Source organism: Saccharopolyspora sp. NPDC000359 (assembly GCF_040300525.1).
GTDB lineage: Bacteria > Actinomycetota > Actinomycetes > Mycobacteriales > Pseudonocardiaceae > Saccharopolyspora.
Window position 1 is genome coordinate 21,763 of the sequence record NZ_JBEPDU010000050.1, and the last position, 20,478, is coordinate 42,240.

Below are 20,478 nucleotides of genomic sequence, written 5' to 3' on the forward strand. Positions count from 1 at the left end.
GGACGGGTGCGTAGAGGACTGCTGCTGCTGACCGCGATCACGTTCGTGACCTGGATCGGGACCCGGATGACCGCGGTCGCGCTGTCCCTGGTCGCCTTGGAGGAGACCGGGCAGGCCTGGACCACCGGGCTGGTCGGCGGCATGGCGGGCCTCCCCCTGCTGACCGTGGGCTGGTGGGGGCGGGGCGTGCGGGACCGGTTGACCAGCGGCCCCGCGTTGGCGGTGGTGATAGGGGTGAACGCGGCCGGGCTCGCCGTTGTGCCGCTGGCCGCCCTGGTTGACCAGGTCGGGGCGGTTGCGCTCTGTGCTTCGGGACTGGTCACCGGGGCCGCGGGCGCGCTGCTCGGACCGGCCGAGCGGTCGCTGGTCTCGGATCTCGCCGACGAGCACGTCGCCCGGGGTGGCCAGTCAGGTGCGGCGCGGTGGTTGGCATGGCAGGACCTGGCCCACCGGGTCTCGATGATCTTCGCGCCGCCCGCAGGGGCCTGGCTGGTGGCGGTGTGGGGATCCGGTCCACTGCTCTGGTGCGAGACGGTCGTGGTGGTCCTGTCCGCGCTGGCAGTCCTGGCCGTCCCCACCGCCCAGCGCACTCGTCACGAGGAGCAGCACGACGACACCGCCGGGGCTGTGCGGAGGGGGTCGGTGCTGGGGGCGCTGCGTTCCCACCCGGAGGTCGCTGCCGGGATCCTGATGGCCGGGGTCGGTGGGCTCTGCTGGTTCGGGTTCACCCTGGGCCTGGCCGTCCTGGGGTTCGAGCACGGCATGCCCGGTGCTCTGATCGCGGCAGGCATGAGTGGCTACGGCACTGCGTCCGTGGCTGCTTCCTTGCTGGTGCCGGTGGTCATCGACCGGTTGCCCAAGGTGGCGGCGATGGTGGCCTCCTGGGTGGTACTCGGGACGGTGTTCGTCGTCCTGCCCGCCGTCGCGCCGAACCTGATCGGTGTCGCGGTGGTGGCCGCCGTGGGCGGGGCAGCGACGCCCTGGGGGATCGCAGCTCTCAACGCGCTGATCAGCGGGCGAACCTCCGGAGCCGAGCGGCGGGCCGCGTTCACCGCCGAGACCGTTCTGCACTCCGGGGGAGTCTCGGTGGGCTTGCTCATCGGCGGGGCGCTCATCGGATTGGCCGGGGCCGGGCCGGTGCTGGTGGTCACCGGGGTCGTCCAGGTGGTTGCCGCACTGGCCGGGGCCTGGAAGACCCGCCGGCCAGCGCCGCGGACGACTTTCCGGCCGGCGTCGCCGCAGCAAGGAGTCCTGGTGACCTGCGAAAACACGGATGGTGTTGGCGCCGGGTGAACTCCAGCGGTCCCTTCCGCGCCCTGCTGGTCTCTGAGGGCGCCGAAGGACGTGGTGACGGGTGACCAGCGGACTCGAGCGTCGTGCCGGTCAGCGCGCTTAAGAGGATCAGGCCGCCTGGAGCGACGTTGGTCACCAGTGCAGTGAGCAGGTCCAGGAGGGGCGTCCAAATTTGCCCATGAGGCGGTGCTCCGGTTCCCGATCAAGGCCCCCAGCTGGCGTTGCCTCGCCTCCGGGGGCCGCTCCCGCGGAGGCGGAGTCGTGGTCGCGGGATGCGGGCGAACCTGGTTGACCACGGGCGTCGGGTGACGCACAGCACCAGGTTCGAGGTGCACCAGAGGCACCAGCGGGTATCCCTGGCACGGCCCGTCGTTACACTGAGGTGTAACTCCGGCTCCGTCCTTCAGGGAGTTCTCGGTGGTCACCGACCGGCCCGAACCGGCTAACGCAAGTACCCACGCGGACCCCTCCGCCGATCCCATCGAACGTGACGTGCCCCGCGAGGAATGCGGCGTCTTCGGCGTGTGGGCTCCCGGCGAAGAGGTCGCCAAGCTCAGCTTCTACGGGCTCTACGCCCTCCAGCACCGAGGGCAGGAAGCCGCCGGCATCGCCGTCGGCGACGGCTCGCAGGTCCTGGTCTACAAGGACACCGGGCTGGTCAGCCAGGTGTTCACCGAGCAGACCCTGGCGTCGCTGCGCGGCCACGTCGCGGTCGGCCACGCCCGCTACTCCACGACCGGCGGCGGCACCTGGGAGAACGCCCAGCCGACATTCCGCACCACGGTCGCCGGCAGTGGGCTGGCGCTCGGCCACAACGGCAACCTGGTCAACACCAGGGAGCTGCGCGACCGGATCATCGCCGAGGGCGTGGACACGGTGGCGGCCAACGCCTCCTCCCCGGCCAACGCCTGCGACCGCGCCACCACCGACTCCGACCTGGTCACCGGGCTGCTCGCGGCGCGCGCGGCGGACCTGGGCATCGAGCAGGCGGCGATGGAGCTGTTCCCGACGCTGCGCGGCGCGTTCTCCATGGTCTTCTGCGACGAGCAGACCCTCTACGCGGTGCGCGACCCGCACGGCGTGCGTCCGCTGGTGCTCGGTCGGCTGGAGCGCGGCTGGGTGGTGGCCAGCGAGACGGCCGCCCTGGACATCGTCGGCGCCTCGTTCGTCCGCGAGGTCGAGCCCGGCGAGCTGCTGGCCATCGACGGCGACGGGCTGCGCTCCCAGCACTTCGCCAACCCGAAGCCCAAGGGCTGCATCTTCGAGTACGTGTACCTGGCGCGCCCGGACACCACCATCGCTGGCCGCTCGGTCAACGGCACCCGCGTGGAGATCGGGCGCCGCCTGGCCAAGGAGCACCCGGTGGACGCCGACCTGGTGATCCCGGTGCCGGAGTCGGGCACGCCCGCCGCGATCGGCTACGCCCAGGCCTCCGGCATCCCCTACGGCCAGGGCCTGGTCAAGAACTCCTACGTCGGCCGCACCTTCATCCAGCCGTCGCAGACCATCCGCCAGCTCGGCATCCGCCTCAAGCTGAACCCGCTGCGCGAGGTGATCCGCGGCAAGCGGCTGGTCGTGGTCGACGACTCGGTGGTGCGCGGCAACACGCAGCGGGCCCTGGTCCGGATGCTGCGCGAGGCCGGTGCCATCGAGGTGCACGTGCGGATCGCCTCGCCGCCGGTCAAGTGGCCCTGCTTCTACGGCATCGACTTCGCCTCCCGCGCCGAGCTGATCGCCAACGGCCTGGACATGGACGGGGTGCGCCGCTCGATCGGCGCGGACAGCCTCGGACACGTCTCGCTGGACGGCCTGGTCGCGGCCACCGAGCAGCCCCGCACCCGGTTGTGCGCGGCCTGCTTCGACGGCGAGTACCCGATCCCGCTGCCCGACGACGCCAAGCTCGGCAAGTACGTGCTGGAGGGCGAGCAGGAACGGGGCGTGGCGGGACCGGCCGAACCGGTGCTGCCGACCGGCTACGGCGCGGCCGAAGCACTGCAACGGCCCTGATCCCGCCCACGAAGACCCCCCGTGGTTCACCGTCGACGCGTAGCGTTGTCCGTGCTACACATGCGCGTCCGGCGAATCCCAAATCGCACCAGAATGTGGAGCCAGTCGTGTCCGAAGACCTGCTCGCAGGGTCTGCCCAACCCGATAGCCCGAAAGCCACCTACGCCGCTGCGGGGGTGAGCATCGAGGCCGGTGACGAAGCGGTCGAGAAGATGCGCCCGTGGGCGAAGCGCGCGACCCGGCCCGAGGTGCTCGGCTCGCTCGGCGGGTTCGCCGGCCTGTTCCAGCTCAAGCTGGACCGCTGGAAGGAGCCGGTGCTGGCCTCCTCCACCGACGGGGTGGGCACCAAGCTCGCCGTCGCGCAGGCCCTGGACCTGCACGACACCGTCGGCATCGACCTCGTCGCGATGGTCGTCGACGACCTGGTGGTGTGCGGGGCGGAGCCGCTGTTCCTGCAGGACTACATCGCCGTCGGCAAGGTCGTGCCGGACCGGATCGCCGACCTGGTCAAGGGCATCTCGGAGGGCTGCGTGCAGGCGGGCTGCGCGCTGCTGGGCGGCGAGACCGCCGAGCACCCCGGGATGATGGCGCCCGGCGAGTACGACATCTCGGCCACCGGCGTCGGCGTCGTCGACGCGGACGCGATGCTGGGCGCGGACAAGGTGCGGCCCGGCGACGTGGTCATCGCGATGGGCTCCTCCGGCCTGCACTCCAACGGCTACTCGCTGGCCCGGCACGTCCTGCTGGACATCGCCCGGATGCCGCTGGAGGGCCACGTCGAGGAGTTCGGCCGCACCCTCGGCGAGGAGCTGCTGGAGCCCACCCGGATCTACGCCAAGGACTGCCTGGCGCTGGCCGCCGAGGCGGGCGTGCGGACGTTCGCGCACGTCACCGGCGGTGGCCTGGCGGAGAACCTGGCCCGGGTGATCCCGGCCGGGCTGACCGCGGTGCTGGACCGCGGCAGCTGGACCCCGGACCCGGTGTTCCGGCTGATCGCCCAGCGCGGCCGCGTCGAGGCCGAGGAGATGGAGCGCACCTTCAACATGGGCATCGGCATGGTCGCGGTGGTGACCGCCGAGGACGTGGACCGCGCCCTGGCGGTCCTCACGGCCCGCCACGTCCCGGCGTGGGTGCTCGGCGAGATCGCCAAGCAGCCCACGGTCGAGGACGCGGGCGAGGAGGACCGGGTGGTCCTGCGCGGCAACCACCCGCGCTTCTGACCTGAGCGCTGAACGCGGCCCCCGGACCCGTCCGGGGGCCGCGTCGCACATTCACCCGCTGGAGCGGGAATCCGCGGCGCGCCCCGCTCGTTGTACGGGGAGCTGGCGTGCGCGCGTGCCCCCGGGCCCCATCTGAAGCCTGCGAGGAATACCGTCCGGCTGGAGCCTCGTAGCGCCAACCGCCGAGAGGCGGCCCGCGCACGCTGGCGTTTTCTACTTGTTTGCGGTGGCTGGTTTGCGTGGCGGTGCGGGTAGCGGAACCTCAGCGTCCGCCTGGACTGCGGGTGCCCAACTTTGTGTATGCCACTACACGGCAGTTGGGCCGTCCTCGCCAGGCGAACGCTGAGGGCCCGCGGCGGTGCCAGTTGCGAGGGTGGGCTATGCGCCTTCGGCGCATGCGACACCTTCACATCGGCGCCAGACGTTCTCGCGGATGCTGTTCACCGCTGCAAGCGGCTTCGCCGCTTGCCTGACGGGGGTTGTGCGGCGTAGGTGCCTCGCCGCTTCTTCTTGCCTGTCGGCCGCCGTTGGTGCCTGAGTTGTTGATCTTCGTGGGTGTGGTTTTGGGTGGGTTGTTCGCTGGGTGGTCAGCGCAGGGAGCCGAGCGGTGTGGTCACCGCTCGGCTGGTTCCCTGGAGCAGACGCACGTGAGTGGCGTCACCGGTTGCCCGGCGACGCCACTCACGTGAGCTCCTCCTATGTGGGACTCTGCGAGTTCGTCAATTCCCACCTGCCGGGTAGGACGAACGACGTGCGACGCGCCTTCTCCCGAGCGAGCAGCGTTCAACCGCTGTCCTCGGTGGAGATGTGCTTCAGCGTCGGCCGTAGTCGTAGTCGTCGTACCCGTCGTCGTGCGAGTCATCGCGGTCCTCGTTGGACCACTCGCCGGACTCCGAGGCGGACAGCTCGCGCTGCAACGCCTCGATGTCCATGGACGGGGAACTGTACTTCAGCTCGCGGGCCACCTTCGTCTGCTTGGCCTTAGCCCGGCCGCGCCCCATGGCTCGACCCCCTCGCACAGGGTGTGCGGGGCGGACAGGGGAAAGTCGGCCCCGCATGATCTCGACAACTTTTCCTGTAACTACCGTACCGTGTCGAGGCGGTTGAACGCGACGTGGTGCCGGGTCTGAGTGGTCGTGTCTTGGGTGACGTCGCCCTCCCCACCGTTTTCCGACGTCCGCGAGTCGGCGGCGGCCCCCGCCGGGCGGTCTGGCACGATGCTCGCTGTGCCTGAGCCGTTCGTCGCCTACCTGAGGGTGTACGAGCCCTTGTCGTCCTTCGACGCGCCGCTCCGCGAGGAGCTGGAGGCGGCCGTGGACCGGGGCCCGGTCGATCCGTTCGACGCCGGGCTCCGGGAGCAGGACGTCTGGCTGCGCAGCCAGCTCGCCGCCCCGCCCCGCCAGCTACCCGGCGAGACCGCCGACGGCGGCGTGCAGGGCGTCGGCGACGTGCTGGTGCTCGACCCGAAGGAGGTGCCGAGCGCTCCGGCGGCCACCGTTGGCCCGGGCCCCCTGGTGTGCCCGCTTGACCTGCGCGGCCGGTCCGCCGCGGCGCTGGTCGGCTTCCTGGGCGACTCCGAGCTGCCGCTGCGCACGGCGGCGCTGGCGGTGCCGGTGGAGCAGGCCAAGGTGCGCGCCAGCGCGGTGGTCAGCGAGCTGGCGGGTGGCGCGGTGCACGTGCTGTCCTCGACCTGGACCGTGCCGCTGCCCTGGTTCGTGGTGGTCGACCCGACGGAGCGGTGCGTGTTCACCGAGTCGGACCGGCGCCGCGTGTGCTGGCGGGTGGCGATGGCCGACGCCCGCCGCCGGGTGGCGCGGGCGCACTCGATCGGCCGCCAGTCGATCGGCGAGGAGGGCCCGACCCGGATCCTCCGCGAGACGGGTCGCTGGCTGGAGCGCTTCCACCCGCACTCGGCGGTCGAGCTGGACTACGGCGGCCTGGTGCAGCTGATGACCACCAGCGACCTGGAAGCCGACACCTCGGCCGAGGACGTGCACGCGATCGTCGACGCGATGGAAGCCGACGACGCGGAAGAGGTGGCCACCCGCTACGAAGCCCTCCGGGACTTCTGGTCGGAATTCGCCGCCCGCGAACGCCACAACTGACAGGACTGCCGAGCGGCCACCTCGCGTGGCGGCGCGGGCAGCGCAACCCGTGCGCTGCGGGTCAGGGGTGGCAGCGGATCTCGCCGTTGAGGACCGCGAACCAGCCGTCCTCGGCGTCGATCCAGGCGTGCCAGGCCGCTGCCAGGTCCTCCAGTTCCGCGCGGGTCGTCAGGCCGTGGCCCAGGGCTTGCTCGGCGAAGGACGAGCGGCGGATGCGGTCCGCCCACAGGTTCCCCCACCAGGAGCGCTCCTCGGGAGTGGCGAAGCACCACGCCGTCGCGGTGCAGCCGACCTCGCTGAAACCGGCCTCCAACGCCCAGGACTTCAGGTGCTGGCCGCCATCGGGGTAGGCCCCGTTGTGCCGCGCGACGTCGCGGTAGAGCGCCAACCAGCGGTCCAAGCCGGGGTTCTCCGGGGACCACCGCATCCCGCCGTAGTCGGCGTCACGAGCGGCGACCACACCTCCGGGACGGCACACCCGCCGCATCTCGCGCAACGCCGCCACCGGATCAGTCAGGTGCTGCAGGACCTGGTGCGCGTGCACGACGTCGAAGGACCCATCGGCGTAGGGCAACTCGTGGACGTCGGCGCTGTCGAACCTGACGTTGTCCAACCCCCGCTCGACGGCCCCGGCGCGAGCGATCTCCAAGGGCGACTCGACGTTGTCCACGCCCACCACGACCCCAGGCGCCACCAGAGCGGCGAAGTCGTGCGTGATGGTCCCAGGCCCACACCCGACATCGAGCACGCTGACCCCGGCCCGCAGATCGGGAATCAGGTACCCAGCGGAGTTCTCAGCAGTTCGCCACCGATGAGACCGCAGAACGCTCTCATGATGCCCGTGCGTGTAAACCCCCACCTGCCGACCGCTCATCACACCATCCCAACATGCGGGAAAATAGTTCCAATATCTGAGCATAGCCGTGCGGGGGAAGACTCAACAACCCCGAATGAGAAGAACGCCCGAAGCCCGGAAGGGGGCACCCCAACGCGAAAACCTCAAAAAACCTCAGAACCCCAGAAAGCTTGGAACCGGCCCCGACACCCCAGGACCCGCAGTCACTACGACGACCGCACGACCGGTGGTGAGGGTTGAAATCCCGAAAGGAATTGGCTCCTCGCCACCGCAGGTTCCGTCAACAACGCAACGAAGCCAATTTCGATGAAATCGCATCACCCAGAGCAACTACCTACGGCTTAGCACCCAACCCCTCCCCAACGGCATCCTCCGCCGTCCACTCGACCCCGGTACCACCGCAAAATCCCACGAACGCGCAGCAACACCCCCGGCGCCCACCTCGCCCGCCGGGCCCCAGGGTCACGGCCGGTCCCGCTCCTCCGCCAACCGGTCGTCCACCGACGCCGCGCCTTCGCGGTAGCGGCGCGCGATCTCGGCGTTCAGGCAGTCCACCACGCCCTGCACCTCGCGGCGGCGCTGCGACACCGAGTCCTCCTCGGCCGTGTAGGCCTCCAGGGCCTGGGCGAGCTTCGCGTCGGACAGCGAGGTCACGTTGGAGAGGTCGGCGTCGGAGACGAGCGCCTCGACGTGCCTGCGGTGCGCTTCCGCCCGCGACGGCTCGGTCGTCTGGTAGCGGCCGGAACCGGCTGCCGGGCCGACGGCGTTGTCCGACAGGATGTTCACCAACTGTTCGACCACCGAGGTCGAACCGTCCTCGACGCGGCGCCGCTGCTCGGCGCGCACGATGTCGATCCGGACGTGCAGCACGCGGCGCAGGTACGAGAGGTCGGTCTCCTCCTGCGCCGCCTCGTCCCGCAGCGCCCGCACCTCGCTCAGCTCGCGGCCTTCGATTCCACTGGTGTAGTCCGGGGACAGAACCCTGTCGATGCGGCGCCGTCCACCCGGGCGGACTTCGATCACGTGGCCATCCTCCGGCAATCCGGCCGAACTCGCCAACAATTCGGCGATGTCGTTTCGAAAGCGGTGCGGAATCGGGTGATCGCGGGGTGCTACCGGCCGCGCAGCCGCTCCGCGGCGACCCGCCCCGGCGGCTCCCCGCTGTCCGGCGGCACCGAGTCGGGGTCCACCGCCGCGGCCACCGCGCGGTCCTGCTCCGGGTCCCCGGCGACGAGCTCGGCGTCCACCGGGGTCGAGCGCTTGAGCAGCGCCAGCGCCACCGGGCCGAGCTCGTGGTGCTGCACCACGCTGCCGACCCGGCCGACCTTGCGGTCGCCGTGCCACACCGGGTCGCCGGTCTCCGGCCGCACCTCCACCGAGCCGTCCAGGTGCAGCAGCACCATGCGCCGCGGCGGCTTGCCCACGTTGTGGACCTTGGCCACCGTCTCCTGGCCGCGGTAGCAGCCCTTGGCCACGTGCGCGGCCACGTGCACCCAGCCCAGTTCGTGCGGGATCGCGCGGTCGTCGGTGTCCAGCCCGACGCGCGGGCGCAGCGCCTCCACCCGCAGCGCCTCGAAGGCGAGCGTGCCGGAGGGGCGGATGCCCGCGTCGGTCAGCTTCGTCCACCACTCGACCAGCGACTCGCGGGGCACCACCAGGTCGATCGTGGGCAGCGAGCGGAACGGCACGTTGCGCGCGAAACCGCCGCCGGGCAGCGGCTGCACCTCGTACGGCCCGGACGGCACCGCCGCGAACTGGGCGAGGATGCCGCCCGCGTCCGGGCCGACCGCGGTGAGCACCGCGAACTCCGCGGTGGCGTCGCGGGGCTCCACCCTGGACCAGAAGCGCATCGCGTCGAGGTACTCCGGCACGGTCTGCTTGCCGTCCACCCCGATGGTCGGCAGGGCGCTGGTGGCCTGCGCCTCGCGGTCGGTGTCCAGGTAGACCACGCCCTCGTGGTGGGCGACCAGCAGATGGCAGTCCACCCGGCCGTGGCTGTCCAGGATCAGCGCCTCGGTGCCCTGCCCGGCGGGCAGCTCGGTCAGGTGCTGCGAGAGCACCAGGTGCAGCCAGCTCAACCGCTCTTCACCGGGGACCGCGATCACCTGGCGGTGGGAGCGGTCCACCAGCACCGCGGACCGGCTGGCGGAGCGCTGCTCGGCGAACGGGTCGCCGAAGTGCCAGGGCACGCCCACGTCCACCGCGTCCTCCGGTGCGGGTACCGCACCCGGCAGGTCCAACAGGGGTGAACTCATCAGCGCTCCTCGGTGTGTTGCGGGGTGCCCGGTGGGGGCGTGCGGGACATCAGCCCGCCTCGGTCGCGCGGCAGTTCCGGCACATGCCGGACAGCGCGAGGTGGGTGGCGTCCAGTTCGAAGCCGCGCTCGCGGCGCAGCTGGTCAGCCAGGTCGTCGAGGGTCTCGGTCGGCACCTCGTCGATCCCCCCGCAGCGGTGGCAGGCGAGGTGGACGTGCTCGTGCTCCTCGACGGAGTAGGTGGGCGCGCCATGCCCGAGGTGCGTGTGCCGCACCAGGCCGAGCTCCTCGAGCAGGTCGAGGGCGCGGTAGACAGTGGTGATGTTGACCGTGGAGGCGGTGCCCTGCACCGCGCGGCAGACCTGCTCCGGCGTCGCGTGGCCGAGTTCGCGCACCGCGTCCAGCACGAGCTGGCGCTGCGGCGTCATCCGCATGCCACGTTGGTGCAAGGTGCTGCGCAGCGATCCCTGGTCGCTCAATGCCCGCTCCTGTGCTCGGCGCGCTCCGGTCGGCACGTCCGATCGTAACGCCGAGGGTTCCTCACCGGACGTGCGTGCGACTCCGCGCCTGGTGCCCGAACCCGATTCCCGGTGAAACGGGGTACGGCCCCGCAAACAGTGCAGTTCCAATTGGAACCGCGCGTGGGGGCCGGTGCCGGTGTTCCGCCGCCACGTCGGATGAGCTCGTCCGCCAGGCTCTACGCTTCCGGCATGCGCGTACTGGCACTTTTGGACGGGACGATCGCCGACCCGGAGGCACCGCTGTTCCGCGCCGACGACCTGGGGGTGACGCGCGGTGACGGGGTCTTCGAGACGATCCTCGTCGCCGAGCGGCAGCCGCGGGAGATCGGTCCGCACCTGGACCGGCTCAAGCGGTCCGCCGAGCTGCTGCAGATGCGGCTGCCCGAGCGCGCCGCGTGGGAGCGGGCGGTGCAGGCGGTGATCGACAACTGGCCGTGGGACACCGACCCGGAGATGGCCCTGAAGTTGGTGTGCACCCGCGGCATCGACGGCGGGGACGGCACGCCGCACGGCTTCGCGATGGGCATGCCGATCGGAGAGGACACGCGGCGCAAGCGCCGCGACGGCGTCTCAGCCGTGACGCTGGAGCGCGGGTTCGCGCCGGACCTGATGGAGCGCGCGCCCTGGCTGCTGCTGTCCGCGAAGAGCCTCTCCTACGCGGTGAACATGGCCGCCCTGCGGGAGGCAGAGGCGCGCGGCGCGGATGAGGTCATCTTCACCGCGACCGACGACTCGGTGCTGGAGGGGCCGACCTCCACCGTGGTGATCGCCCAGGGCCGGACCCTGCTGACCACCCCGCCGAGCTCCGGCATCCTGGAGGGCACCACGCAGGGCGCCCTGTTCCGCGCCGCCGAGCAGGCGGGCTGGCGGACCGAGGTGGCGAAGTTCCCGAAGTCGGCGCTGTTCGAGGCGGACGGCGTGTGGCTGTGCTCCAGCGTGCGGCTGGTGACCCAGGTACACACCATCGACGGCACGGCGACCAAGGCCGACGCCCAGCTGCACGACGAGGTCACCCGGCTCTACGAGTCCAACTACTGACCCGCCCCCGCGACCTCGATGGGGGTCACACGTCCGACCTCCATGGAGGTCGCGGTGCGCCGGGTGGTCAGCCCATGGTCCGCTGGCCGTCGATGGACTCGCGGATGATGTCCGCGTGGCCCGCGTGCTGGGCCGTCTCCGCGGCGATGTGGAGCAGGGTCCGGCGCACCGTCCAGCGCCTGCCCCCGCCCCGCGGTGCTGGCAGCTGGTGGGACAGGTCCAGGTCCGGGACGGTCGCGACGATCTCGTCGGTGGCGCGCGCGACCTCGTCGTAGGCGTCCAGCAGCGAGTCCAGGGAGTCCTCGTCGGTCAGCTGGAAGCTGGCCGCGTGCGCTTCGGCCACCGTCTCGTCGCGGGTGTCCTCGAACGCGCGGCCGTTGCGGATGAAGCTCGCCCACTGGCGCTCGACCGCTGTGACGTGCTTGATCAGGCCGCCGAGGCACAGCTCGCTCTTGGTGGGCTGGGTGCGGATCTGCTCCTCGGTCAGGTCCTGCACCGTGTACCGGAGGAACTCGCGGCGCGCCTGCAACAGCTCCAGGATGTCGGCGCGCTCGCCGACGAGGGTTTCCTTGATGATCGTCATTGCCCACCTCGGGTGATCGTCGTTGCTGACGAACCTAGTGGGCACGGCCGACACCGGCGCCGGACGCGGGACCACCGCGCCCGGCCCCGGCTGGAGGTCAGCCGACGACGCGGTCCAACTTGGCGGACAGCCGCGGCTGGAGCTCGTGCTCGGAGGTCGCCCGCTCCTCGACGTAGGCCAGCGAGCCCTCGACCACGCCGTAGAGGCGGCTGGCCGCGGAGACGTCCTCGCTGGTCGGGGTGCGCAGGACGGCGTCGGTTCCGAACTGCCAGGTGGTCTGCGCGGTCGGCTTGCCGAAGAACATCTCGGCGACGCCCGTCTCGTGCAGGATCAGCAGCTCGATGGTGTCGTCCGGCTGCGGGCGGAAGAAGCCGGTCTCGCGGAACGCCGGGCCGACGACCTCGCCGCCCTCGCCGGTGAGCCGCCACGCGCGGCTCTCGTAGGTCAGGAACGAGCGCCCGTCGTGCGCGATCGTGACCTGCTGGATGAAGCGGTAGGTCTCGTCGAGCGACGGGTGCGAGGCCTCGCCCTCGCCGCGCCACACACCGACCATCGGCAGCAGCGCCAGGCACGCGTCGTCCAGCGACGGGCCCAAGCGCAGGTTGGCCGTGTCACCGGGGCCGGGCAGGTCATCGAACTCCGGCACGTTGCGGTGCGCGGTGAGCTTGGCGCGCTCGGCAGCTGCGGCGACTGCGGCGTCACCGCTGCCGCGCTGCGGTTCGTTCGGTGTTGCAGTCACGGTGGGAAGGCTACCGGTAGCCGCGGATCAGTCGCTGTACAGGCGGTACACCACGTAGACGGCGAACCAGATGGTGGCCACCGCGGCGAGGCCGACGAGGGTGACGAGGCCGTAGTGCATGAAGTCGATAAGTTCCACGGGCAAAGAATAACCACCGAACGGGCCCGGCGGAGTGTGGCGTCGGGCATGATCTGGCGCACCAACAGCCGGGACGGGAATCACATGGACTTCGAGACGTTGCGCGAGCGGGCGCTGGCCTTCCGCGAGGACCTGCTGGCGCGCAAGGACGAGATCGCGCCCAGCGACTTCGGCTGGTACCCGTACGACACGATGGCCAACATCTTCCACCTGGATGCGCTGCTCAGCGGGCCGCAGCGGCGGATCTTCGAGCAGATCGCGGGCACCAGGGTCGCCGACATCGGGGCGGCCGACGGCGACTTCGGGTTCTTCCTGGAGGCCGAGCTGGGCTGCCAGGTGGACGTGATCGACAACGCGCCGACCAACTTCAACGGCCTGCGCGGGGCGCGGCGGCTGGTGACCGAGCTGGACTCGAAGGTCCAGGTGCACGAGATCGACCTGGACGCGCAGTTCGAGCTGCCCGCCGAGCGCTACGGCGCGGTGTTCTTCCTCGGGCTGCTCTACCACCTGAAGAACCCGTTCTTCGTGCTGGAGCGGCTGGCCGAGCGCGCCGACCTGTGCTTCGTCTCGACCCGGATCGCGCAGCTCACCCCGGACGGCACCCGCGTCCAGCAGCAGCCGGTGGCCTACCTGCTGGACCCGACCGAGGCGAACAACGACGCGACCAACTTCTGGATCTTCAGCGAGGTGGGCCTGCGCCGCCTGTTCGACCGCACCGGTTGGGAGGTCGTCGACTTCACCACGGTCGGCTGCACCCAGGACTCCAACCCAAGCGCCCAGGACCGCGACGAGCGAGCCTTCGCCCTCCTCCGCTCCAAGCACTCGTGAGTGGCGGTGGTGGTTGGGGCGACCGTTGCCGCTCACGAGGTGGGTGCGTGGGGTCGTGAGTGGCGGTGGTGGTTGGGGCGACCGTTGCCGCTCACGACTGACGAGTGAGGGGCACCTCCTGGTGCTGGAGGTGCCCCTCGTTGTGGCGGTATCGCGGGGTCAGGCGACTGCGATGTCCACCGGGTGGACGCCGGGGCCCGCGGTGGTGACGGTGGACTGGCCCTTGCCGTCGCGGTGGAGGGCTCGGACCGTCCAGTCACCGGGAGCGGCGTAGAAGCGGAAGTCGCCCTCCGGGGAGGAGACGACCTCCGCGGTGAACTCGCCGGAGGAGTCCAGCAGGCGGACGAAGGCTCCGCCGACCGGCTGGTCCCCGGACCGCACCTTCCCGGCCACCACGACCTGGTCGGTGTCCTCGGCCACCGCGGTCGCCGACTGCTGCGGTGCTCCGCATCCGCTGCTCATGCTCATCTCTCCTTCGGTTCGAGGCTTTTCCTCAGGCCTTGGCGGACTCGGCCGGGTTCTCGATCGGCACGCCGACCAGGGAGCCGTACTCGGTCCAGGAGCCGTCGTAGTTCTTGACGTTGGTATTGCCCAGGAGCTCGCGCAGGACGAACCAGGTGTGCGAGGAGCGCTCGCCGATGCGGCAGTAGGCGATGGTGTCCTTCGCGGTGTCCAGGCCAGCCTCGGCGTAGATCTGCTCCAGCTCCTCGTCGGACTTGAAGGTGCCGTCCTCGTTCGCGGCCTTGCTCCACGGGACGTTGATCGCCGACGGGATGTGCCCGGCGCGCTGCGCCGACTCCTGCGGCAGGTGGGCCGGGGCGAGCAGCTTGCCCGCGAACTCGTCGGGGGAGCGCACGTCGACCAGGTTCTTGTTGCCGATCGCGTCGACGACCTCGTCGCGGAACGCGCGGATCGAGGTGTCCGGCTCCTGCGCCTGGTAGGTGGTGGCGGGCCGGTTCGGCTCCTCCTTGGTGAGCTCGCGGCCGTCCAGCTCCCACTTCTTGCGGCCGCCGTCGAGCAGCTTGACGTCGCCGTGCCCGTAGAGCTTGAAGTACCAGTAGGCGTAGGCGGCGAACCAGTTGTTGTTGCCGCCGTACAGGATCACCGTGTCGTCGTTGCTGATCCCCTTGGCGGACAGCAGCTCCTGGAAGCCCTGGCGGTCGACGAAGTCACGGCGCACGTGGTCCTGGAGCTCGTTCTTCCAGTCCAGCTTGACGGCGCCGGGGATGTGGCCGCCGTCGTAGGCGGTGGTGTCCTCGTCCACCTCGGCGAACACCACGCCGTCGGTGTTCAGGTTCTGCTCGGCCCACTCGGTGGAAACCAGGACCTCTGCGCGGCTCATCGAGCGACTCCTTCGTTGATCTTCAGTGGTTCAGCGGGTTTGCGAGGTGGACGCCCCGGCGGGCGCCAAGCGCCGGAGCACCAGGTACAGCTGGCAGCCGAGGCAGTAGCCGAACACCGCGTTGAGCAACGCGGCGACCAGCGCGAACGCGTTCGCGACGAATCCGAGGGTGGTCCACTCGGCCGCGTAGCCGATGGTGGCCACCAGGGCGAACGCGAACCCGATGCCCTGCGAGAACCGGACGGGAGCCGGGTCCTCGCGGTCGGCCTGGTCGATCGGGGACAGCCGCGGCTGCACCGCCTGCCGGTACACGAAACCCCACGGGTTGAGCCGCATTCCGATGAACGCGCACATGCCGAACAGCACCATCTGGGCGGCCAGCACCCGCCAGCTGGCGGTGATCAGCCCGAGGGCGAGGATCGCGCTGGTCACCGCGGCGGTGAAGCGGACTCCTCGGGGGTCGAGCGTTCCGGCGGACATGGGGCCTCCTGACTGTGGACTTCGACTGCCGAGTCCGTCAGGCGGTGGGAGCGCGCACCGTCGCCACGACACGGCCGCGCGAGGTGCGAGACGTACTACCGCCCGGTCAGTGCCCGCAACACAGGCTGCTACCCACGCGGCAGAGATCAACCGCGCGCCTTCGGGTCAGCAGTACATGCACGCCCCGGAGGTTACCGCCTGGACCGATCAGCGGGAACCCTGTTCACAAGGTGGGACACCCCGGGGTGATCACGCCACGACCCGGAGTTCGCAGTTTCAATTGAAACTGCGGATCTCCCTGGGGCACCGTCGCAGTTTCAATTGAAACTGCGGTCAGCTGAGGTGGAGTTGCAGGGCGGTGGCGAGCTTGGCGCGGTGCGGGACGCCGCTGACGCGGAACAGCTCGGCTCCGGTGGCGTCCAGGACGAGGGTCGTCGGGGTGGTGTGCACGCGCAGCGGCGTGGACCACTCCGGGTGGTGGGTGAGGTCGACGTCCACGTGGCGGACGCCCTCGGTGCGCTGCGCGAAGTCGGAGAGCAGCACGCGGGGGTGGCGGCACGGCGCGCAGAACGTCGTCGACAGCTGGAGCAGCGTCACCCTCGCGTCCTGGTCCGGGGCATCGACGAGCCGCTGCCGCAGCTCGTCGGGAAGGAGGTCGGTCACGTTCTCCCCACCGTTCCTCTCGCGGACCCTGCCCTGCCGGGACTTCCACACCGCGCCGAGCAGCAGCGCCGCCGCCACGGCGACGACTAAGACACCGGCGCCGGGGCTCACCCGGTGGTCACCCCGTCGGGGGTGATCGTGACGTCCTCCGCGATGCCCTCGACGACCAGCGCGCCGCGCTCGGCGTGCACCGCGGTGGGCTTGACCTCGAACGGCAGCATGCCCGGGTCCAGCGTGGTGCTGAACTGCTGGAGCACCGACTTCTCGAAGATCGACGGCAGCTCGATCGCGCCGAAGGTGCTGTTGTTCAGGTCCAGCTTGCGCGGCTCGATCTGCATCTTGCCGTTGACCAGCGACAGCACCGCGATCACCCGCACCTTGTTGTCGGAACCGGCGATGTTCACGGTGCCGTCCAGCTGCACCACCGCCTTGGTGCGGTCGGTGCCCGAGGCGAGCTGCTCGTCGGCGGCGCTGACGCTGCCGTCCTCGTCGGCCAGCGCGTCCTTGGCTGCCGGGTTGATGGTGAGGTCCTGGATGCCGATCAGCCGGGCCACGTCGGAGGCCTTGAGCTTCACCCGGCCGACCAGCTCGTCCACCGTGAAGTGGTCGGCGGTGCCCGCGATGAGCTCCGAGGTGGACACCTTCGCCCCGTGCAGGTCGGCCTCGATGCCGACCTCGTTGAACGGGCCGACCTGCACCGCGTTGGCCGCCATCTGCACGTCGCGGTAGTTCCCGGCGACGACCTGGGTGAGGAACGGGAAGCCGTTGATCCGCACCTCGGGGTTCTCGGGCAGCTGCAGCTGCTCGGCGACCTTCTTCGACACCTGGTACTCGGCGATGGCGGCGCCGCCGAAGTCGGCGCCCACCAGCAGACCCGCGATGATGACGAGGGCGATGACGAGCTTCTTCACCGAGCGGTCCGTTTCTGTCGGGGCAGGAGTGGTTGGCGGGTCCTCAGTGACCGCCACGATCGGGTGGCCCCACTGTATCCGCCGCCCACCGCGCGATGCGGTCCACCAAGTCCGGGGTGGCCGCGCTCTCGGCGTGCCGCATGCCCTCTTCCAGCCACAACTCGCCGCCACCGGCCTCGCTGAGCGCGACCGCGTCGGCCGCCGGGAAGTAGTGGTCCTGCGCACCGTGCACGATCAGCTGCGGGACCGGGATGCGCGGGACCAGCTCGATCGGTGAGATCGGCACCTCCTCCCACGGCGGGGCGAGGCGGACGCCCAGCAGCCGCGCGCTCAACCGGCCGTGCGGCTGCTCCAGCAGCCAGTGCACCCGGCGCATCGCGGGCGTGTCGCGCACCCACCAGCGGGCGGGGCTGCTCACCGCGACCACCGCGTCCGGTGCCGAACCCAGCGCGGCCTGGCGCAGCACCACCGAGCCGCCTAGCGAGAAGCCGATCGTGACGACCCGGCGGCAGCCGAGCTCGCGCAGGCGCGCGACGGCGGCGTCGATGTCCAGCGCCTCGGCCGGGCCGACGGTGGTGCGGCCACCGGAGCGCCCGTGGCCGCGGAAGTCGACCGCGAGCACCGGCGCCCGCCGGGCCAGGCGGTGCAGGATCCGCCGCAGGGTGGGCTTGCGGGTGTGGTTGGTGAAGCCGTGCCCGACGACGAACCCGAGGTCGGCGGGCAGCCCGGGACCGGTCAGCAGCTGGCCGCGCAGCGCGGTCCCGTCGGCGGCCGACAGCTTCACCGCGCGCGGGCGACACATGCGCGTAACACGAGATCGACTGCTGTTCACAAATGTGATGCGCCCCGTTGGACCTGGGCTTTTCCGCTGCATGTCGGTTATTCTCCTTGCCATCCACAGGCAACGACGCCGAGTCATCCGCCATGTGCGGCTGGCCACTCCCGCCCGGACGTCGGGTTCACGCCTTGGGGACGGAGGCCCTCCAGATGAGCTCCGAACTGCTGCTGCTGACCAGCGAAACAGACTGCGAAGCGGTCCTGCCCGCGCTCGCCCTGCTCCCGCACCGGGTGCGCGTGCTGCCCGCCGACCCCGGGTCGGTGCTGTCCGGCGGCGCGCACGACGTGATCGTGGTCGACGCCCGCACCGACCTGGTTGGTGCCCGCGACCTGTGTCGCCTGCTGTCGGCCGGTGACGTGCCGGTGGTCGCGCTGGTCAACGAAGGTGGCCTGGTCACCATCAGCGCCGAGTGGGGGGTGGACGAGATCCTGCTGCCGACCACCGGTCCGGCGGAGGTCGACGCCCGGCTGCGCCTGCTGCTCTCCCGGCACGGCGACGCGAGCAGCGGCGGCGACGGGCTGCTCAGCGTCGGTGACCTGGTGATCGAGGAGGCCACCTACACCGCGCGGCTGAAGGGCCGGGCGCTGGAGCTCACCTACAAGGAGTTCGAGCTGCTCAAGTACCTGGCCCAGCACGCGGGTCGGGTCTTCACCCGCGCCCAGCTGCTGCAGGAGGTGTGGGGTTACGACTTCTTCGGCGGCACCCGCACGGTCGACGTGCACGTCCGGCGCCTCCGCGCGAAGCTCGGCCCGGAGCACGACTCGATGATCGGCACGGTCCGCAACGTGGGCTACAAGTTCGTCCGCCCGAACCGCACCAACACCCCCATCGCGGCGGAGGCCACCGACCCCGCGGACACGGAAGCCCCAACCCGCGACACCGCCCTCACCCGCTGACCGCCTGCCTCCACTGCCTGCGCGGGTCCTGTGATCCGAGGTCCCTTCAGCCAGCTCCGACGCCCGCGTCCGGTCCGTCGGGTTCTCCGCTCCGGAGTCCTGCTCGTCGTGCCCTCCGGCGGTGCCCCGTCCGTCGAGATTCCTTTCGAGTTCTGTCCGCCAGGCTCTCCGTCGGTGCTCCAGCCCTCGGGCCCTCCGCGACCCCAATGGGGATCAGACGTCTGGTCCCCACCATTGAGATCGAGTACTACTCCACAGTGGACGGATGGTTGTCCACAAGTGTCGGCGCGTCGGGATCCCGACACGCCGGAGATCGCAGTTTCAATTGAAACTGCGGAAGACCCTGCTCGTAGGTCGCAGTTTCAGTTGAAACTGCGGGAGGTTGTGCCTGGGGTTCGCAGTTTCAGTTGAAACTGCGGGAGGTTGCGGGTGCGGGTGGGTCAGGGTGTTCGGCGGTGGCGCCAGAGCCAGGCGGTGGTGCCGAGGGCGAAGCAGGTCAGGCCTGCGAGGACCGAGGTCCAGGGGAGGGTGGCCGCGAGGAGCGCGCAGCCCGCGAGGCCGAGGGCGGGGAGGGCGCGGGGGAACCAGCGGTGGGCGGGCGGCAGGGTGAGCGCTGCGGCGTTGGCGATCGCGTAGTAGACCAGCACCCCGAACGACGAGAAGCCGATCGCCCCGCGCAGGTCCGTGACCAGCACCAGCACCACCACCGCCGCGACGATCAGCAGTTCCGCGCGGTGCGGGGTGCCGAAGCGCGGGTGGATCGTGGCCAGCGGCGCGGGCAGGTCGTGCTCCCGGGCCATCGCCAGCGTCGTCCGGCCGACCCCGGCGAGCAGCGCGAGCAGGGCACCGAGCGCCGCCACCCCGGCGCCGACCACGGCGAACGGTGCAAGCTGCGGCAGGCCGCCCGCGCGGACCGCGTCGACCAGCGGGGCCGACGACGTCGCGAGGTCCGGGCCGAGCGCCGCCAGCAGCGTGCACCCGACCGCGAAGTACAGGCACACCACGATCCCGAGCGCGATCGGGATGGCGCGCGGGATCGTGCGCCGCGGATCGCGGACCTCCTCGCCCAGCGTCGCGATGCGGGCGTAGCCCGCGAAGGCGAAGAAGAGCAGGCCGGAGGCCTGCAGCACGCCCAGCGGCGCAGGCGGCAGGGCCGAGGCGGGAGCCGAGGCGCCGCCGAGCCACACCGCGAGCAGCGAAGCTGCGAGCGCGGCGAGCGTCAGCGCGAGCAGGATGCGAGCGAGCTTCGCGGTGCGCGTGATGCCGACGTAGTTTACCGCGCCCAGAGCCGCGGCGAACGCCGCGGCGGCGGGCTTGGCGTGGGCGGGGAGGAGGTGTTCGGCGGCGGTGAGGGCCATCGCCGCGCAGGACGCGGTCTTGCCGAGCACGAAGCCCCAGCCGGCGAGGAAGCCCCAGAACGGGTTGAGGCGTTCGCGGCCGTAGACGTAGGTTCCGCCCGCCGCCGGGTGCTGGGCGGCCAGCGCCGCGGAGCTGGTCGCGTTGCAGAAGGCGATGATCGCCGCCAGCAGCAGGCTGATCAGCAGTGCCGAGCCGGCTGCCGCCGCAGCTGGGGCGAAGGCGCTGAACAGGCCCGCTCCGATCATGGAGCCGAGGCCGATCACCACGGCGTCGACCGTGGTCAGCCGTCGGTGGAGTGGGGGCACGCGGTGGTCCTCGCTTCCGGGCGGTCGCAGCCGCACCACCTTCGGGCACTCGACATCGGCGCCGCAAGCGCGCCGGGGGTGCTCGCGCGTCACTCGCCCGGG

General features: G+C 71.0%; 22 protein-coding genes. 7 read left to right on the forward strand and 15 right to left on the reverse strand.

All coding sequences use genetic code 11. The features are described from left to right. The first annotated feature begins 6 nt into the window (after positions 1-6). From ABT324_RS26710 to purM, 3 genes are all read left to right on the forward strand, one after another. Positions 7-1,293, forward strand: coding sequence for an MFS transporter (locus ABT324_RS26710; RefSeq protein ID WP_351183009.1), 1,287 nt, complete (start codon positions 7-9; stop codon positions 1,291-1,293). 480 nt (positions 1,294-1,773) lie between these two features. Beyond that, positions 1,774-3,300 carry an amidophosphoribosyltransferase gene (purF, locus tag ABT324_RS26715; RefSeq protein ID WP_502949803.1) on the forward strand — a complete coding sequence of 509 codons (1,527 nt, stop codon included), beginning with the start codon at positions 1,774-1,776 and terminating at the stop codon, positions 3,298-3,300. 107 nt (positions 3,301-3,407) lie between these two features. Then, complete coding sequence (gene purM, locus ABT324_RS26720; protein WP_351183013.1) at positions 3,408-4,520, forward strand: phosphoribosylformylglycinamidine cyclo-ligase; 1,113 nt, start codon at positions 3,408-3,410, stop codon at positions 4,518-4,520. Positions 4,521-5,332: 812 nt separating this feature from the next. Here the strand turns inward: purM and ABT324_RS26725 are convergent. Continuing rightward, positions 5,333-5,521: a DUF3073 domain-containing protein gene (locus ABT324_RS26725; protein WP_351183015.1), complete on the reverse strand. Its 189-nt coding sequence runs from the start codon at positions 5,519-5,521 to the stop codon at positions 5,333-5,335. 225 nt (positions 5,522-5,746) lie between these two features. Here ABT324_RS26725 and ABT324_RS26730 point away from each other — a divergent pair, with 225 nt between their 5' ends. Then, positions 5,747-6,625 (forward strand): DUF8083 family protein, encoded by an 879-nt coding sequence (locus ABT324_RS26730; RefSeq protein ID WP_351183016.1) that lies wholly within the window; start codon positions 5,747-5,749, stop codon positions 6,623-6,625. 61 nt (positions 6,626-6,686) lie between these two features. On the opposite strand, the gene ABT324_RS26735 is transcribed toward ABT324_RS26730, so the two are convergent. From ABT324_RS26735 to ABT324_RS26750, 4 genes are all read right to left on the reverse strand, one after another. Beyond that, entirely contained in the window at positions 6,687-7,544 is an 858-nt protein-coding gene (locus ABT324_RS26735; RefSeq protein WP_351183018.1) for a methyltransferase domain-containing protein, read from the reverse strand. 399 nt (positions 7,545-7,943) lie between these two features. Then, positions 7,944-8,504, reverse strand: coding sequence for an RsiG family protein (locus ABT324_RS26740; protein ID WP_351183020.1), 561 nt, complete (start codon positions 8,502-8,504; stop codon positions 7,944-7,946). An 89-nt stretch (positions 8,505-8,593) separates the two neighbouring features. Then, positions 8,594-9,736: a CAF17-like 4Fe-4S cluster assembly/insertion protein YgfZ gene (ygfZ, locus tag ABT324_RS26745; protein WP_351183022.1), complete on the reverse strand. Its 1,143-nt coding sequence runs from the start codon at positions 9,734-9,736 to the stop codon at positions 8,594-8,596. Positions 9,737-9,785: 49 nt separating this feature from the next. After that, on the reverse strand, positions 9,786-10,214 hold the full coding sequence (locus ABT324_RS26750) for a Fur family transcriptional regulator (RefSeq protein ID WP_502949800.1): 429 nt from the start codon (positions 10,212-10,214) through the stop codon (positions 9,786-9,788). Positions 10,215-10,445: 231 nt separating this feature from the next. On the opposite strand from ABT324_RS26750, the gene ABT324_RS26755 reads away from it, so the two are divergent. After that, entirely contained in the window at positions 10,446-11,294 is an 849-nt protein-coding gene (locus ABT324_RS26755) for an aminodeoxychorismate lyase (RefSeq protein WP_351183024.1), read from the forward strand. Positions 11,295-11,361: 67 nt separating this feature from the next. On the opposite strand, the gene ABT324_RS26760 is transcribed toward ABT324_RS26755, so the two are convergent. Together ABT324_RS26760 and ABT324_RS26765 are read right to left on the reverse strand one after the other, a co-directional pair. Further along, positions 11,362-11,877 (reverse strand): DinB family protein, encoded by a 516-nt coding sequence (locus tag ABT324_RS26760; RefSeq protein WP_351183026.1) that lies wholly within the window; start codon positions 11,875-11,877, stop codon positions 11,362-11,364. 97 nt (positions 11,878-11,974) lie between these two features. Beyond that, positions 11,975-12,616, reverse strand: coding sequence for a heme-binding beta-barrel domain-containing protein (locus ABT324_RS26765; RefSeq protein ID WP_351183028.1), 642 nt, complete (start codon positions 12,614-12,616; stop codon positions 11,975-11,977). A gap of 186 nt (positions 12,617-12,802) precedes the next feature. Here ABT324_RS26765 and ABT324_RS26770 point away from each other — a divergent pair, with 186 nt between their 5' ends. Continuing rightward, on the forward strand, positions 12,803-13,582 hold the full coding sequence (locus ABT324_RS26770; RefSeq protein ID WP_351183030.1) for a class I SAM-dependent methyltransferase: 780 nt from the start codon (positions 12,803-12,805) through the stop codon (positions 13,580-13,582). A 159-nt stretch (positions 13,583-13,741) separates the two neighbouring features. Here the strand turns inward: ABT324_RS26770 and ABT324_RS26775 are convergent, their stop codons facing one another. The 7 genes from ABT324_RS26775 to ABT324_RS26805 all read right to left on the reverse strand — a co-directional run bounded on the left by ABT324_RS26775 (position 13,742) and on the right by ABT324_RS26805 (position 17,780). Further along, a complete protein-coding gene (locus ABT324_RS26775; RefSeq protein WP_351183032.1) occupies positions 13,742-14,044 on the reverse strand; it encodes a DUF1416 domain-containing protein in 303 nt (100 codons plus the stop codon). A gap of 31 nt (positions 14,045-14,075) precedes the next feature. After that, the gene (locus tag ABT324_RS26780) at positions 14,076-14,924 is read right to left on the reverse strand and encodes a sulfurtransferase (protein ID WP_351183034.1); all 849 of its coding nucleotides are present in this window, start codon (positions 14,922-14,924) and stop codon (positions 14,076-14,078) included. 30 nt (positions 14,925-14,954) lie between these two features. Further along, positions 14,955-15,404 (reverse strand): DUF4395 domain-containing protein, encoded by a 450-nt coding sequence (locus ABT324_RS26785; protein ID WP_351183036.1) that lies wholly within the window; start codon positions 15,402-15,404, stop codon positions 14,955-14,957. Positions 15,405-15,510: 106 nt separating this feature from the next. Then, on the reverse strand, positions 15,511-15,585 hold the full coding sequence (locus ABT324_RS26790; RefSeq protein ID WP_350945149.1) for a putative leader peptide: 75 nt from the start codon (positions 15,583-15,585) through the stop codon (positions 15,511-15,513). Between the two features lie 152 nt (positions 15,586-15,737). After that, positions 15,738-16,178: a TlpA family protein disulfide reductase gene (locus ABT324_RS26795; protein ID WP_351183038.1), complete on the reverse strand. Its 441-nt coding sequence runs from the start codon at positions 16,176-16,178 to the stop codon at positions 15,738-15,740. Continuing rightward, positions 16,175-16,978 carry an LmeA family phospholipid-binding protein gene (locus ABT324_RS26800; protein WP_351183040.1) on the reverse strand — a complete coding sequence of 268 codons (804 nt, stop codon included), beginning with the start codon at positions 16,976-16,978 and terminating at the stop codon, positions 16,175-16,177. Before ABT324_RS26800 ends, ABT324_RS26795 begins: the two co-directional genes overlap by 4 nt. A gap of 43 nt (positions 16,979-17,021) precedes the next feature. Continuing rightward, the gene (locus ABT324_RS26805) at positions 17,022-17,780 is read right to left on the reverse strand and encodes an alpha/beta hydrolase (protein ID WP_351183042.1); all 759 of its coding nucleotides are present in this window, start codon (positions 17,778-17,780) and stop codon (positions 17,022-17,024) included. A gap of 185 nt (positions 17,781-17,965) precedes the next feature. On the opposite strand from ABT324_RS26805, the gene ABT324_RS26810 reads away from it, so the two are divergent. Then, positions 17,966-18,712, forward strand: coding sequence for a winged helix-turn-helix transcriptional regulator (locus tag ABT324_RS26810; protein ID WP_351183044.1), 747 nt, complete (start codon positions 17,966-17,968; stop codon positions 18,710-18,712). A 440-nt stretch (positions 18,713-19,152) separates the two neighbouring features. Here the strand turns inward: ABT324_RS26810 and ABT324_RS26815 are convergent, their stop codons facing one another. Beyond that, positions 19,153-20,376: an APC family permease gene (locus ABT324_RS26815; RefSeq protein ID WP_351183046.1), complete on the reverse strand. Its 1,224-nt coding sequence runs from the start codon at positions 20,374-20,376 to the stop codon at positions 19,153-19,155. Between the last annotated feature and the right edge of the window lie 102 nt (positions 20,377-20,478).

What these genes read in the sequence shown, in the direction of transcription:
- ABT324_RS26725 (WP_351183015.1), bottom strand. Translation starts at nt 5,521, where the DNA reads ATGGGGCGCGGCCGGGCTAAGGCCAAGCAGACGAAGGTGGCCCGCGAG.
- ABT324_RS26735 (WP_351183018.1), bottom strand. Translation starts at nt 7,544, where the DNA reads ATGCTCAGATATTGGAACTATTTTCCCGCATGTTGGGATGGTGTGATG.
- ygfZ (WP_351183022.1), bottom strand. Translation starts at nt 9,736, where the DNA reads ATGAGTTCACCCCTGTTGGACCTGCCGGGTGCGGTACCCGCACCGGAG.
- ABT324_RS26755 (WP_351183024.1), top strand. Translation starts at nt 10,446, where the DNA reads ATGCGCGTACTGGCACTTTTGGACGGGACGATCGCCGACCCGGAGGCA.
- ABT324_RS26760 (WP_351183026.1), bottom strand. Translation starts at nt 11,877, where the DNA reads ATGACGATCATCAAGGAAACCCTCGTCGGCGAGCGCGCCGACATCCTG.
- ABT324_RS26770 (WP_351183030.1), top strand. Translation starts at nt 12,803, where the DNA reads ATGATCTGGCGCACCAACAGCCGGGACGGGAATCACATGGACTTCGAG.
- ABT324_RS26775 (WP_351183032.1), bottom strand. Translation starts at nt 14,044, where the DNA reads ATGAGCAGCGGATGCGGAGCACCGCAGCAGTCGGCGACCGCGGTGGCC.
- ABT324_RS26780 (WP_351183034.1), bottom strand. Translation starts at nt 14,924, where the DNA reads ATGAGCCGCGCAGAGGTCCTGGTTTCCACCGAGTGGGCCGAGCAGAAC.
- ABT324_RS26785 (WP_351183036.1), bottom strand. Translation starts at nt 15,404, where the DNA reads ATGTCCGCCGGAACGCTCGACCCCCGAGGAGTCCGCTTCACCGCCGCG.
- ABT324_RS26805 (WP_351183042.1), bottom strand. Translation starts at nt 17,780, where the DNA reads ATGTGTCGCCCGCGCGCGGTGAAGCTGTCGGCCGCCGACGGGACCGCG.
- ABT324_RS26810 (WP_351183044.1), top strand. Translation starts at nt 17,966, where the DNA reads ATGAGCTCCGAACTGCTGCTGCTGACCAGCGAAACAGACTGCGAAGCG.